The sequence below is a fragment of the Pseudarthrobacter sp. CCNWLW207 genome (genome assembly GCF_037203945.1).
In the GTDB taxonomy this organism is placed as follows: Bacteria; Actinomycetota; Actinomycetes; order Actinomycetales; family Micrococcaceae; genus Arthrobacter.
Genome location: NZ_JBBCBS010000004.1, coordinates 94604 through 109220, shown reverse-complemented (window position 1 = coordinate 109220; position 14617 = coordinate 94604). Strand labels below are relative to the sequence as shown.

7 protein-coding genes are annotated in these 14617 nt (G+C 59.8%); 3 read left to right on the top strand and 4 right to left on the bottom strand.

The window, feature by feature from the left end; genetic code table 11:
• The first annotated feature begins 367 nt into the window (after positions 1-367).
• Entirely contained in the window at positions 368-2524 is a 2157-nt protein-coding gene (locus V9L17_RS08350) for an amylo-alpha-1,6-glucosidase (protein WP_337351108.1), read from the top strand.
• Positions 2525-3331: 807 nt separating this feature from the next.
• Here the strand turns inward: V9L17_RS08350 and V9L17_RS08345 are convergent.
• Positions 3332-5251 (bottom strand): ATP-dependent DNA helicase, encoded by a 1920-nt coding sequence (locus tag V9L17_RS08345; RefSeq protein WP_337351107.1) that lies wholly within the window; start codon positions 5249-5251, stop codon positions 3332-3334.
• A gap of 2 nt (positions 5252-5253) precedes the next feature.
• Positions 5254-7161: a hypothetical protein gene (locus V9L17_RS08340; protein ID WP_337351106.1), complete on the bottom strand. Its 1908-nt coding sequence runs from the start codon at positions 7159-7161 to the stop codon at positions 5254-5256.
• 221 nt (positions 7162-7382) lie between these two features.
• Between V9L17_RS08340 and V9L17_RS08335 the strand changes: the two genes are divergently transcribed.
• Entirely contained in the window at positions 7383-9518 is a 2136-nt protein-coding gene (locus V9L17_RS08335) for a CHAT domain-containing protein (RefSeq protein WP_337351105.1), read from the top strand.
• A gap of 270 nt (positions 9519-9788) precedes the next feature.
• On the opposite strand, the gene V9L17_RS08330 is transcribed toward V9L17_RS08335, so the two are convergent.
• The gene (locus V9L17_RS08330; protein ID WP_337351104.1) at positions 9789-12017 is read right to left on the bottom strand and encodes a hypothetical protein; all 2229 of its coding nucleotides are present in this window, start codon (positions 12015-12017) and stop codon (positions 9789-9791) included.
• A 729-nt stretch (positions 12018-12746) separates the two neighbouring features.
• Entirely contained in the window at positions 12747-13733 is a 987-nt protein-coding gene (locus tag V9L17_RS08325; protein ID WP_337351103.1) for a PGN_0703 family putative restriction endonuclease, read from the bottom strand.
• 446 nt (positions 13734-14179) lie between these two features.
• On the opposite strand from V9L17_RS08325, the gene V9L17_RS08320 reads away from it, so the two are divergent.
• Entirely contained in the window at positions 14180-14500 is a 321-nt protein-coding gene (locus tag V9L17_RS08320) for a hypothetical protein (protein WP_337351102.1), read from the top strand.
• Positions 14501-14617 lie beyond the last annotated feature (117 nt).

Genomic DNA, 14617 nt, shown 5'->3' with positions numbered 1-14617 from the left:
ATCGAAGACAGGCTGCGCATCGTAGCCCGATCGACTCCCCTACCGCTAAAGCTGCCCGGAACTTGCGGCGGTTCTTGCGGCGCGTCCGGCCCGAGAGCATCCGTGGCCGGAGGAAATCCGCCCTGCTCTCCTAGACAGCTTCAGCAAATACAAGGATGCCGTTCGACTGCCCTTGTTGAACCGGTCGCTGCGGAAGTCTCGGCTTATCCGTCTTTCTCGAATGTGGGATGCCATTGCGCGACAGCAGGTGTCCTCGCTCTGGCATCCCAGAGAAAGCAGGCGTAGCGTCGATTGAAGAATTGGCAGCGACGTCAGCGCCTAACTCACAGGGACAGGTCATGCGGCGTCGGTTCTTGAAGGGGCCGGGATGGCTGGGTGGAACGCCGATACGGCGGCCGGTCCGTTGGGTGCCGGGGCAGTCACCTTGGTGGAGGGATCATCGTTCTGCATCTCCTTGCCCAACGGGGACATCCGCCCAGAACATCCACACGGTCTCTTCGTTCAGGACACCCGCATCCTGTCCGGCTGGAGCCTGACCATTAACGGCCAGCAGCTGGAGCCGCTGGCGGCGGAGACGAAGGAGCCGTACCGGGGGCTGTTCGTCTGCCGCGTTGCCCGCTCGGACGGGTATGCGGACAGCCCGCTGGTCATGGAGCGGCTGCGCGAAGTGGGGGCCGGCATCCAGGAGCAGGTCACCGTTCGCAACTACTCCCTGAAGCCGGCCGACTGCGTGATCTCGCTGAAGATTGAGGCGGACTTCGCCGATGTATTCGAGGTGAAGGAGGCGCGGATCCAGCGGCAATGGGACGAAACCCGCCAGGCCGACGGCGACGCGCTCACCATCCGTGCCGTCTGGCAGGACATCCGAAAGGGCATGGTCGTCCAGGCCCCCGGAGCAGACATTTCGCCGGAAGCCCTCACATACCGGGTGACCGTCCCGCCGCACGGACACTGGAGCACAGTCCTGACCGTGATGCCCAGCGTCGAGGGAGCCGGTTCCACAGCGGCATTCGTCCACTCCGACAGGGACGGATTATCCCCTCGGGACCGGCGCCGGCGGGAGTGGGTGGCCAAGATTCCGGTGCTGCATATGGGCAACCACTCCATCGAACGGACCCTGCGGCGCAGCTATGACGATTTGGGCGCGCTCCGCATCGAGGACCCGGACCATCCGGAGCGGGTTGTGGTGGCCGCGGGTGCGCCGTGGTTCATGACCCTGTTCGGTCGGGACTCGCTGTGGGCGTCAGTGATGGCCATGCCCGTGGATCCGTCCCTGGCCTTGGGCACGCTACAGACGCTGGCGGACCGCCAGGGCACGGTGGTGGATCCGGTGAGCGAGGAGGAACCGGGCAAGATCCTGCACGAGGTCAGGCTCGATGTCTCCAGCGGGCTTTCCCTAGGCGGCAAATCCGCCTACTACGGCAGTATCGACGCCACGCCACTCTTCGTGATGACGCTCGGGACGGTCAGCCGCTGGGGCTTCGCCAAGGAAACCATCGCCGCGCTGCTGCCCCACGCGGATCGTGCGCTGGACTGGATCCGGGACTACGGGGACAAAGACGGCGACGGTTTCGTCGAGTACCAGCGTCTCAACCCCCAAGGGCTGATCAACCAGGGCTGGAAGGACTCCTGGGACGCCATCAACTTCGCGGACGGAACGCTGGCCGAGCCCCCGATCGCGCTCTGCGAAGTCCAGGCCTACGTCTATATCGCCTATCTGTCGCGCGCATGGATCGCGTACGACGCCGGCGACCTAGCCTTGGCGGACGAGCTCGCCGACCGCGCGGCGCAGCTGAAAAAACAGTTCAACGAGCAATTCTGGATACCCGAACGCGGATACTACGCCATCGCCTTGGACGGCAAGAAGCGGCAGGTCGACGCCTGCGCCTCCAACATGGGCCACTGCCTAATCCTCGGCCTCGTCGACAAGGACAAGGCCCCGCAGGTGGCCGAACGGCTGATGTCCCCGGAGATGTTCAGCGGCTGGGGCGTGCGCACCCTTTCAAGCGACATGGGCGCCTACAACCCCATCAGCTACCACAACGGTTCGGTCTGGCCACACGATAATGCGATCATCGCGGCCGGTCTCATGCGCTACGGCTTCGTGGCGGAGGCGCAACGGATCGCCACCGCCCTGCTGGAGGCGGCCGATTACACCGGCGGCCGGCTACCGGAGTTATTTTGCGGCTTCAACCGGGATCAGCTCGCCGCACCTGTCCCCTATCCCACAGCATGCTCACCCCAGGCCTGGGCAGCGACCTCACCGATCCGGATGGTGACGAGCCTGATGCAGTACGACGCGCATGTTTCCCGCGGCGGCCTGTGGATGGATCCCGTACTCCCGGAATCCTTCGGCGACCTGCACATCACCAATGCACCGATGGCCGGAGGTCGGATCACCATCGACATCACCAATTCCGTCCCGACCGTCCAGGGGCTTCCCGAAGGAATGGTGTTCCACCACGGGCACCGGCCATGGATGACCGAACTCGTGGAGCAAGCCGACCGCCGCAGGAGCGTTTAGCAAGCTGCCGGGCTCTTCGTCCTGCCTGCTGGCGGCTCCGGGGTGCGGCTGCTTTCGGAAGATATTGGACCGAGAGTCAAGTTGTTCAGAATTAGGCCAAATTGCCCCGAAAAATCTCAACAAAGATCCGAATAACTAATCCAAACAGTAATACTTTTTCCTGCAAATCGAGCCTGTTGCGACGTTGGTTGGAAACCTTCTTGTCCATCTACAGCAACTATCGCCAACTAACTTCAGACCGCACATCGGCATCTTAGAAAAGCACTTTGTTGGCCAACTACCGTGAAACGTGGCCATCTAAGTTGGAAAATGGCCACGTACCGTGGAACCAACTAGCAGCTAGTTAGGGGCGGGTAGAAACGGGGCACACCGGCGGACGGCAGATCTATGACGCGGGAGGAGAGACAAGGCCGCGTGGCGTTCATCAAGCGAAAAAACTCAGGCACAGTTGGATGGACAAAGGATAGGGCAGCGTCGCGCGGCGGCCGATTTCGCGCAGTTTGGTTTCAAAAATTGTGGCTTAGCCGCTGTGAGATTCCGAGCTACCTGGACTCATTCTTCATACTTGGTCCCATTAGTTCCGTGATTTTTTGCCGGACCTAAGATGGCGGTGTTCCACCATAGTCGACCTTTTCGTACTTTATTGCAGGAAACGCCCACGTCCCAGTCGTCGCTGTTGGTGACGACTGCCTGCGCTCCCCAACTGTTAGTACCTCGGCGGCCAACAACCATGCGGACGTCCAGGCCCTTGCAGCTCGGTGGACTGGCTGCACCGGGAATGCGTGTCTGGATGTAGGGCGCGGCCCGTCACGGTTTCGATTGGGGCCTGGCCGGAGTGACCTTTCTTGCTGCGCGGCGGCCGCTGGGTGCGTCGGTCCCATGCGGTGGGCGGGCGGGCAGGATCGTCCCAAAGACGGCTTGGGCGAGGTTTTTCCACGCTTGCGCATCGGCGCCGTCGCGGTCGTCGGTCCACATCAGAATCCCGTTCGCTCCGACTCCATTATCGTGTGACGCGATGCCTTGGTCGGCGTACCACTGCTTTTTTAGTGACCACTTACGGGCATAGTCGGGCAGGTCGAGCATGCCGGCATGCTCCCAGTAGATGGTTCGTCGGTCCGGGAGGGTGATCGTGAAGTCTGGGAGGACGGTTCGGCCGTCGGTGCCGGTGAGTGGCTTCTCGTACTCCCAATGGCCGGGCACGAGTTCGTCGAGGATGGCAGCGACGATGACCTCGTTCTTACTAGCTACCGGGACACCGTTCGCCGTTACATGCATCAGTTTTCTTTCGAATCGGCGTGCCTCTCCCCGAAGTTCAAGTGTGACCGGCTCCGGTGGGGCAAATAGGTCCGTGAGGCGCCGAGAAGTCTCCGATCGCCATGGATGGGCTAGCTCGCGAAGATCTTCGAGGGTTCCTTCGTGAAGGATCACGACGTGGTCGCGCTGCCGGGTAAGCGCCGTATACATGAGCTCGCGAGAGATATTGGTGCGCGCCGGTAGCACAAGGAATGTGGTGCCGAACTCCGATCCCTGTGACTTGTGTACCGTAACGGCCCACGCCAACTCCAACGGTGGGTCATCGGTCGAAGAAGGCCAGTAGGAGTAGGTGACGGCAGGCTGGGAAGAAAACTCCACACCGAGTTGCAGGGAGCTCTTTGGGCGCTTGGCCGCGGCGACGAGTCGGCCGATCGCGACACCGATTTCACCGTTGGCGACGTAGTCCAGCTTTTCAGCGGTCTGGTCGCGCGTCCACCCGTTCATCCGGGAGTTGCGCGTCTGCATAACCTTGTCGCCGCGCGTAATTTGCTCGGGGCCGATCGGGCGCGGAATATTCCACCGTCCGTGGTGCTTTGCATGGTCAAGATCCCTCGAACGGTACGTGCGCTTGATGTGGCGGTTCAGTTCGGTGACGCCAAACGCTCTGGAACGGGTTGGAGAGAGGATCTGCCATTCCTCTGCGCGCTTCCCTGCCCCGAGTTCCCAGTTCAAGTACTGACCATTTTCGGTCCCGCCGTAGGTTAACGCGAACCCGCGCTCAGAGTCATCATTGTTGGCGAGTTCCGGCAGGAAGCGCTGCAGCGCGTCGGTCAGCGTATCAACCGCGGTACGGCCACCCCAGGGCTCGTAAGTGATGGTGGGCGTCGAGGGATGCTGCCGCAAATCTTCCCATATAGAATCGTCGGCGCCGCCGCCGGAACGCTCCCCGAACCAGCTCGCAAGCTGCAGGTCTTGTCTGACTCCGTCGCTGCCATCTGGCAACTGACGCCTGGTGACGGTCAGCTCCACGTACCCGGCAGCCACACGCTCAGCGCCGGGTAATTCGTCGGGGCGCAACTCGGTCACAAGGTCAACGAACGGGCGCCCCGGACCGATCGGCGGAAGCTGGCGCGGATCACCGACAAGGATCATCCGCTTGACGTCGCGGACGGAATCTAAGGCTGCCGCCAGCATCTCCTCGGTGAGCATGGAAGCCTCGTCTATAACAACGAGATCCGCCTGAACGCGGGTGCGAACGTCTTCAGTTGCTCGGTATCGCACACCGTCCCACCGGCCGGAGCGTGCCAGGAAGCTGGCCAAGGTCTTGGCGGGACGCCCAACCTTGGTCTGCAACTGGACCCTGGCCTTGCCGGTGGGTGCAAGAAGGATGACAGATCCGTTGGCGATCCCGTCAAGCCCGACGAGAGCGCGCAGCAGCGTCGTCTTGCCGGTGCCTGCGGGTCCGATCAGCACACTCAGGGGTGAGGAGAAAAGCTGGGAAAGCCCAGCGGCCTTTTCGGTCGGGCGCGTTCTTCGGTTGGGTCGACTTCACTGGTTGGCGACACTGCGATAGTTCCGCCGAGCGATCGGTCCAGCAGCTCGCGGGCGGCGACTAGTTCGCCGTAATCGGACTTAGCGCGCTGCTCTTCGACCCATGCACGGATAACGTAGGAGATGTCATCGTGGCGCAGGCACTTTAGAGCGGCTGTGCCGTCGGCAAGATCAACGCCAAGTAGTGGCGACCATTCTCCGGCGTCTTGCATCTCCTGCAGCGACGCATGGTCCAGACCGAGGCCCTTGAGCACGACTGTGGAGAGCTGGGGCGGTTGGGTCAGTTCATAGCTGGCCGCAAGGTCGAGGGCCTCACCTTGCGGGAGCAGTGTGTCGCCGTGAATGGCGCGGCCCTCCAGAACATCGATCAACAGCGCCTCAATGCGTCGGCGGTCGAGGTTGTCATCCATGCGGGCCGTATCCGGAAGTGGCGTTTGCCAGGTGACATGGACAGGCGGGAAGCAAGCCCGGTCGACAGTGGTGAACGGAATGTGTTCGTCCCGTCCGTACGTGCAGATGGAGGCCAAGTACGGGTTTGTCAACAGCTCCTCGATCGTCAAGGAGACCGCGGTGTCGCCCTCCATGAGAGCTGTTACCTGAACCTGGCTGATGTCCATGGCCGACAGGAGCCTTAGGGCCTTTTGCGTCTCTTGATCTTGCCCGTTCCAGATCCGGCCGATCGATGGTCCAAGGACACCCTGCACTGCGGCGCCGAAGTGTGCACGGTCAGCGAATCCCGCAGCAAGATATTCCCATGGGTCGGCATTGTCTTCGCATGCCGCCACAACCGCGCGGGCTGCCACGTAAGGGCGTTCGACACCGAGATGTCCGAGCACTGAGGCCAATCCAGGGACAGGCCCACGCAGCTGCCATAACCGCTCGATCTGGGCTTCAACCCATGACAAGGCGGCGTCCGGCAACGTTGTACCCAGATCCTGGCACGCTCTGCCTGCGGTCAACAAACTGGTGAGGGCTTGGATCGCTGCGTCGTCACTGACATGTTCCGTGACGTATGAAAATTCGATGTCGCGGCCCTCAGGTGCCCATGCCAATGCTGCGGAGACATCGGTGCTGGCATCCAAGAGTGGCACCAACTCCTGGTACGGCAGGAGGATCCCGTCGACCATACCGGGGCGGAGGCTGTGGGTCACGATGGTCTCCCACATCGAGGAGTTGAATGGCGGGTTCCCGCTCTGCCGCCACATCGGTGGCGGCATGACCTGGGTTACCCGCGCGGCACCGACAAGGAGCCGGCCTGTCAGTTCCCCCTCCTGGAACGGTGAGTGCTTAAGGTACATGAGCACCAAGGAGTCGTCAGCCGCGACCGGGTCGAAGAACTCCCGGATGACCGCCTGCTGGTTTTCCCCATCCATCACCCACGCAGCGTCGTTCCAGCCCAATGCGAAATCGGCGGCGCTCTCGGCGTCCGGTTTAAAACCTCGGACCCGATTGACACCAAGTTCTTTGTAAAGGGAGCTTCGGTTCAGCCACCGGAACGGCACCGCCTCGAATGCGTAACCCGGAACATCAACAGGAGTGGGGTGCAGAGTTCCTTTGAGGGCACGGTTGTTTCCATAAGGATGAGTCTTGACCGACCGATAGCCGTTCGGGGACATGAAGGTCGCCCGCTCGCTAAGGCAAGGCAGCCGGTTGGTGTCAAGGGAGGTGATGGTCGAACCCGCATTAGCCTGTTCGTAGGCATCGTCACGCCTGGTGCCTATATTCGCCAGCAAGGTGCAGGAAGAGTTCCCCAAAGGCGAGTCGCATACGCGGTCATCCCATGCCCGGTCCCGCCACGGGACCCGCATCGAGAGGTGTTGAACGCCGACCATGGCAACCGACCTTCCTGTGTAAAAGCACTTACTGTTGATCAGATCGGGACTGTTCCGAGAGTCAATCTAAGCCCGGACGGGCCCTCCCTTAGCGACTTACTTTAAACCTACCCAAGGGGAACGCCACGCAGGATTGCGACACTCAGGCCACAGCTGGCGAGGTGCAAGAATAGGGCCCATGACCGCCAAAGGGAGGCTCGGACATTGGAGCAGACTTCTAGATGAGTGAACCAATCCTCTATGTGGTGGCTTTCTCCTCAGAAGACGACTCGGGTGCCGAATATAGCCCCGTCACTACTGACTGGGAGGAACCGGGTGAGGGCAGTACGCGGCCCCAACTGCTAAGCCGAGAGATGGTTCCAGCCCTTCCGGCTCTTTGGTATTGCCTTCACCTGCCTAAAAGCCCTCATGACCTTGTTGACATTCGAACCAAATACCTGCCTTGGCTTCAGAAGGCAGCCTTCGCGCACAATGTGCGGCTAGTCCCTATGGGTCTGGTGCGCCAGTCGCTAACGGGCATTCCGAGCGCATGGTCCCGCACCCTGCTGATAGGTCCTGAGGATGAGCGGGCGGAGCTAGACCGATTGGGCCGCGACCTTGGCTTCAGCCTGCCCGTCGCCGTGTTCTCTGAGCTGTCCACGATGTCGTTGCGGACGCATTGGAAGGCCATTGCTGAGATCCATGCTGGTCCTGTTCCTGCAGGATCGCGCGAAACCTACATCGAACCTGTAACGGCGTTGGATACGGCGGGAATCGAGCTACCCATGCTTCGCCTACTTCGACAACTTGGCAACAAGAACAAGGAGCTGCCGCTGCCGACCGATCCAGAGAGCATGATTCTTGAGGCCTGGAGAATTCAAGCATTTCTCTCCGCACTCGCTCGACTTGACTCCGAGAACTGCACAGCGGAAGAGGCAGACGATCGATTGCCGTCGGAGTGGGAAGCCGCCGCGCAGCGACTTAGACGCCCACTGACGATCGGTCTGCCGGGAGTGTCCCCGAAGCAGCGGCGTCTGTACCAGGTGCAGCACGAGGATACTCCCGTCGTTGCCCCGGGTCGCCCATCCATCTCAGTTTGGCCTGAACGCTACGAGGGTGCCTCCGATTCTGAGATTGAGTCCTCGGCCATCGCGCTATTGGTTGCGCATCAAGCCATCGCCGACGACTCCATGGGGATAACGATGCCTGCCGTTCCCCCCAAAGCATTCACAGCCCTAGCCGCATTAGAGCAGCACTGTGCCGACCTTGCAAAGCGTGGCCAAAGCGCGCGCCCGCCGGCTGTCCGAAAACTACTAAAGCAACTGAACAAGGCAATGCAGCCAGTTTGGGAAGCCCCTTTGGCAAACAACCTAGTGCGGTCCTCCGCTCTCACCGTCATCGGAAGCTTCCCCATCGGACTGAGCAGCCCTCATGGATCATCTGACCCGCTCTCATGTTTGATACCTGTTTCGTACCGTCCGCTCCTGCCCTTGACTAGGTCGGTCCCGAACGGTTTGTTGCCGCGACGTGACGCGCAGCTTAGCGAAGGATTCAAGGTACTAGTGGCCGAGTGCATTCTTGCCGAGGACCCAGTCGGGCAAGCCTCTCGACGGGCTTGGAAGGCCGTCGCCGCAATCTTTTCCCAGGACGATCCTCGGTCGTCGATGACATATCAGGTAACCTTGTCGGTCGATGATTTAAGAAGTGCCATCGCAGAGCACGCGCCAGACGTTCTGGTGATTAGTGCCCACGGGTTTTCCAATCCTGCGCAGAATGTGGCGGGCATCCAAGTCGGAAAAGAACTTTCACTGGGCATCGACCTTGGCCCGCTGCCGCCGTTGGTCATCTTGAGCGCCTGCCATGTTGCACCGAGAGGGACCGGCGCTGTTACGATTGCCGATCTCCTTCTGCGCGAAGGAGCCATCGCCGTGCTAGGGACACTGGTGCCTGTGAATGTCCTGCATAACGCGGTGCTGATGCAGCGCTTGTTCGTCTACATGACCGAGGTTCTAGCCGGCCGCGAGGACCACAGGTCGGTCCGCGATGTATGGCATCGAGTTCAGACGAGCAACGCTGTCCACGATGTGACGTCCGGGCATCCGATGTTTCAAGAATGGTTCATGACTCGGCCTCTTGCCGGCGGTCCCTCGCCGCACGAAATATTCAAGATCGGCGGCTCAGCGAAGCGAATCCATCGCGGGAACGTCTACGGTGATACGGAAGCCCTCCTGTTAGAGATCGCAGACGGTTTCGGCGACAAGGAGCGCGTAAAAAATTGGTTGAAACATGATTATGTTCCGGAATCTGCCTTCTATTGCCTCATCGGTGATCCCGATCGGATTCATCTTCAACAGGCCACCGATCCATCCAATATCTAAGCCAAAATCTACTTTTTGCATTGCTACTCTCGGCTATACGATTCCTCGGGTTCGACTGTAAATCGTGCTTGACGTTATCCGTAGAAGGGGGCCCGCTTCGGTGGCACTACTTCGAACACTTCCAAGTAGGCGACGCCTTTCTGAGTACTTGGCCATTCCTCCTGCGCATCGCGAGGGACTGCCTCGACTTTGTTTGACTGCCTCGGGCCGACCGGACCGAGGGTCTCCCGGGCCTAGGACGAGGATTTGGCCGAGGAATCTCGCCCCCTGTTAATTTGCCGGCAAATAGGAGACCGCTTCCAGCGCCCTGACCACGTGGGGTTTCGCGACGATGACGTGACCGTGCTCAAGACTTTTTAACCTGATTTCACCACCGGCGCGCCGATCAAGATAGAAGGTTGACCATGTCTTGCATTCGGGGCACCGCTCGCGGACCAAGAAGGGTCGAATCCGATGCCATCTGTCTAGCGGGTCGACGATGTAGAGACTTCCCTTCTCGAGGAATCTGTCCACGGTTCCGGTAGAAGCAGGAACGACCGGGTGGTCCCCGACCAGTTCCTCATAGGACACTTCTCCCGTTTCGGTGATGTCGTCCCATTGGAAGTCGCTGACAAAGCGCAAGGAAAGATCAGGGAGGAATGACAGGTCCTCCATTATCTGGTCCAGATAGCCTTTGGCTGCTTGAATGGCGGCGGGAAGCTGCACGTCATCCACTGGTCTCTCGTGCGCCTTGTCGTTGCGTGCTTCTTTCAACCACACGCGTGCCTCGGCAACTTCTGGTCCTAGGGCATTCCGGATTTCGCCCAACACTGTATCGTCGTCAAGTGCCCGGAACTTTTTGCCCTTGGTGCTCTCAAGGATGGCAAGCCAGTCCCCCACGGTGGTCCCGCCGCGTCCGGCACCAACCTTGGCAGCAATGTCATCGACCTCCTGGAGTTTGATGCCTGCGTTTGCGGCCATTGCAACGGCAATTTGAGCCAAATATGCGGAAAGCACCTCGAAAAATCCCAAGATCGCTTCGTAGCCTTCCCGCGACGTTCCGCCGGACAGCGCCGCTTCCATTGCCCGCCACCGGTACGCCAAGGGCAGGGGAAACCGCTTTCGTATGCGGCCGCTAAGTGGCGTAAGGGAATCGGCTTCATTCGCCCGTTGGCGAAGAATCCGTCCTTCTCCGATAATTCGTTTCCGTGCTGCCTTCGCCGATTCCTCGTCGAAGACAGAGGTTAAAAGTTCGTCCGCCTCATCCTGCCAGCCCTGCATCTTGTTCTTGACTTCCTGAAGATGTGTCAGGGCCGTGATCATTTCCTCGTCGGGGTACGGGACGAGCAACTCGGATAGTGATCGTACGCTGAGCCGCATGTGACCCATAAGTTGATCGAGGATGCTGAGCTCGACGCATCTGGGCGATCTCAGGTACGCGAGGACAAAGTCGTGGATAGGTCCACGGGACCGCGTTCTAGGTCGGAGTACCAGGACGCCTGATCCCGCGGCTGCAGGAAGGTCTTCGGCGGTCACTTCGGCCAGAACCAGCCCATCTCGCGGCCGTTTGCCGACGAGGGCCCTGACGACGAAATCACCAGGTTCCAATTGACGGTCGAGCGGTACAGTAACGAACTGCGTTCCGTCCTCGCCATCAGTGTCGGCAATCGTTCCAGTGCGCAGGATGTCCCGCCCCTGGAGCACACGCACCGACCGCTGCTCCTCCTCAGCCGGATGCGCATCAGTCCTGCCCGGGGAGGCCGGACGATGTCCGGGAGGCAATACTTCATACAGATCATCAAGTCTTCGCGTTGACCCAAAATCTGCGAGTTCGCGCCGCATACTTCGAAGTTTGGGGTCGACGGACTCAAAATGAAGGGGACTGCCATCAAACACTTCACCTCGTACTACAAAGCCGTGCTCCGTTTGACCTCCTTTCATCCTCATCAAACGCTTGAAGTCATCTGCTACATCACCGATCCGGGGTGCCGTTTCCCAAGGAAACCGGAAGAACTTCGTATCCAGCTCCGAAGCCACTTCTGCAGGCTTCAGTAGCACAAGCATGAACCTAAAGGCGCTGTGGATAGCCGGGCTGATCATAGAGCTGGGTATGTCGCAAACCACTCGAGGCTGCCAAATGGAAAACAGGCGTTGCCGAAAATTGCCCCATGCTCGTTGGGTCAATGCATTCAGAGGCAGCAATACGACCAGGGAGCCCTCCCTCTGGCTGTCCTGTGGAGGCAACATCTCCGTAAGCGCGTCAATATGCTCTCCCCTTGGCCCCAGCAGTGGGGGAACCCATACGAGCGGGGAGCGAACATCGAGGAACGCTTCGATGGTCGGATCAGAAGGGTCTACTGCCTGAACCAGGTGCTCCCATTCCAGAGGGAAGGCGCAGTTTATCCAACCGCTAACGTCGTCCCCGTCGTACGACAGTAATCTGGGAGGCTTCTCACACAGGCCCAATGCCTTCAATGCGTCGGTCAGGATGTCTGCGACGCCATACGCATTGATCGTCATCGTGCTAACCAACCCCGAACTTTCGTCTGTCGGCATAAGCATCCGTCAGTCACGTGCTCCTCATCTCACGGTAATTGGCCTCTTCCTGCGAAGCCTTCCACCTTAAGTGTCGTATCTCGCGCCCACCCGTTGACATCACGGTGGAGCCGAGGAGCGCAGGCCATTCTCGATCCTAACGTTAGGGCCGCAACGTGCTGCCCCTGACTCCCTAGCTTGTCGGGATGGCCGCAATGAGTCCTCTCGAACCAGCTCTTCACACGCTCTTGGCACTGAAACGGACCACGATCGGCTTCGTGCTGAAATCGCATCAGCAAATTCTTGAGACTGAACCTCTGCTGGATCTCGCCTGCGCCGTCAGTGGGCCGTGCCTAAATCCGCACAGTTACGCTGACTGGACCCGCCAGGTACCAACCTTCCTAGGGCTAAGCGAGACAATGCAGCAGGACGAAGCAAGGGTCTTCGACCGGCCCGGGCTGATTCCGCAACCGGTTCAGACGAAGAGCCCCTCATCACCGATCAGCAGGTCGCGATCGCCCGCCGTTCGACGACGCCGGTATCACTTCCATGAACGAACGCCAGCAACTAATTCAGACCTGCACCGTTCGCCGAATTGCCAACATTGGCGAGCTCTATGTGGGGGCCTACACCGCCTAATGGGAATGAGGTTCGCTTTTCTTGAGGCGGATCAGAAGCCAGCCCGGGGTCGAAGCTCGGCGCCTGCATCAACGCTTACCCCTTACTGCCGCATTCCTGCAGGAATTCCTGCCAGAGTGATTCGCTGACGCTTTCACTGGCATAGCGCACGCGCAACTCGTCGCAGGTCTTGAGCGCAGCCGCGTCTGGGGCTGTGGAAGCCATTGCGGAAACGAAGTCACTGAGTTGGAAGCCAGCCAAGCTACGAGGATTGGCCAAGCTCTCTCCGTATTCATCGAGAATTGAGGTGGCAGCGAGATCTGCGGCGTGGTGCACGACGACCAAGGCACATTCGTACTTTGATCCTTGGCTCTGTTGCCGAGCGTACGCCACACCCAGGGCGTGACACCGCGCCAACTGATTCATTCTTGTCGAATTGAGCACACCCTCTGCATCGGTCCATAGCGAGGTTGACTCGCCCAACTCGATGTATCGCTCGTTCCGGTGTATAGCAATTTTGCGGCTGTTCATTCGGTCCGTGTACTTGACTTCCATGACGACGGCAAGAAGCCCCGCTTCTGTCTCGAACTCAATCAGGGTATCGACCCTCGTCCTGTCGCCAAGCAGCGCGGCTGGACTTGCCGGCGCATACTCGATGGCACAAGCACGAACCGTTAGCAGGTCATCACGATGCAGAAGCTTAGAGAAGCAGGCAAGCAGCCACCTCGGATTGGCTTTCAACGAGGCTAACAGGTTGATCGTCAGCGTCTGACTCGAGGTCAGGTACTGCAAGCAACGAACTGGATCGACACCCCAGCCTTCCTTGCGACGAGCCAAATACTCCACATGTGCCAGGTTCCCCACAAAATTTCGGCCCTCTTTGGCCTCTCTTTCTGGCAACACACTGCCGAGAGGTTTTGGCGAGCGGCTTTCCAAAATCCCATAGCTCTCAATGCCCATGATGTTTAGGCGCAACCATGACTGGTGGAAACGAACACGGCGGGCAATTCCTCGTTCTCCCGGCAGCAAGGGACCCAAGCCCCGCTCCACGAGCCAAGTCTCTTCACCGCTGCCTTGCTTCAAGGAAGTCGCCCCCCATCACTGACAAGCTGGGATTTTTGGGCCGATCGCGCCAAGGAAAAATTGATGGCCTCTCCCTCTCCCGATAAACGGTTGTCATTTCAGTTTCCGCTCACTTCTGCATCGATCTACTTGCGGACTTGGACACAGGGGGCTGATCTCCAAGTCGGCGTTTACGGTCAGCCGTGCGGCCGCACCACTCCGGATTCGACTGTAGTAGCCGCAAAGTAACTCGGCAGAATCGGCCCTCATAAGCATTGCCGGGCCACGGCACACACTTGCAACCCTGAGCTGGACGGGAACGCCGGCCAGGTGCCTGCAGCAGGAGGTGCTGACCAGTAATGCCAGGCCCGGTGCCGACTGCGCCAGAAATCTGGCTATGGCGGTAGCGCTGACCCGGATAAAATGGGCGTCTCCCCGCCCAGCCACACTAAGGATCTCCCGCGCAAATGACTTATGAGGAATCAGGGCTCTTCGACCTGGCGGCGGCAGCACCCACTTCTCCAGTCGTCGAAGAAATTCCGATCTCTCCCGAACAGATCGCGAGCATCCGAAACGCCTTCGACAATGCGGGAATCGCTTCAATGGCCGAACGCCAAGAGGTCATTCAGAGCTGCGTGATTAGGAAGATCTCGAACATCAGAGAACTATATTCACGCGACGTGCGCCAGGTGCTGACACGCATTGAGGGATGGGGCCGAACCCAGGCAGCAGCCTCCGGCTCGGCTTGGGACAACCGTGAAGAAGACACTTGGATTGACAAGCTCTAAGCTGCGCCCAGCCGAGACCCAGCAAACACTCGTCGCGACTCACGGCATGACCCAAACACGCAAGGCAAACGTTGGTAATGTAAGCCAGTGGTGTCAAAGAGTTCGGAAGCAAGTCTC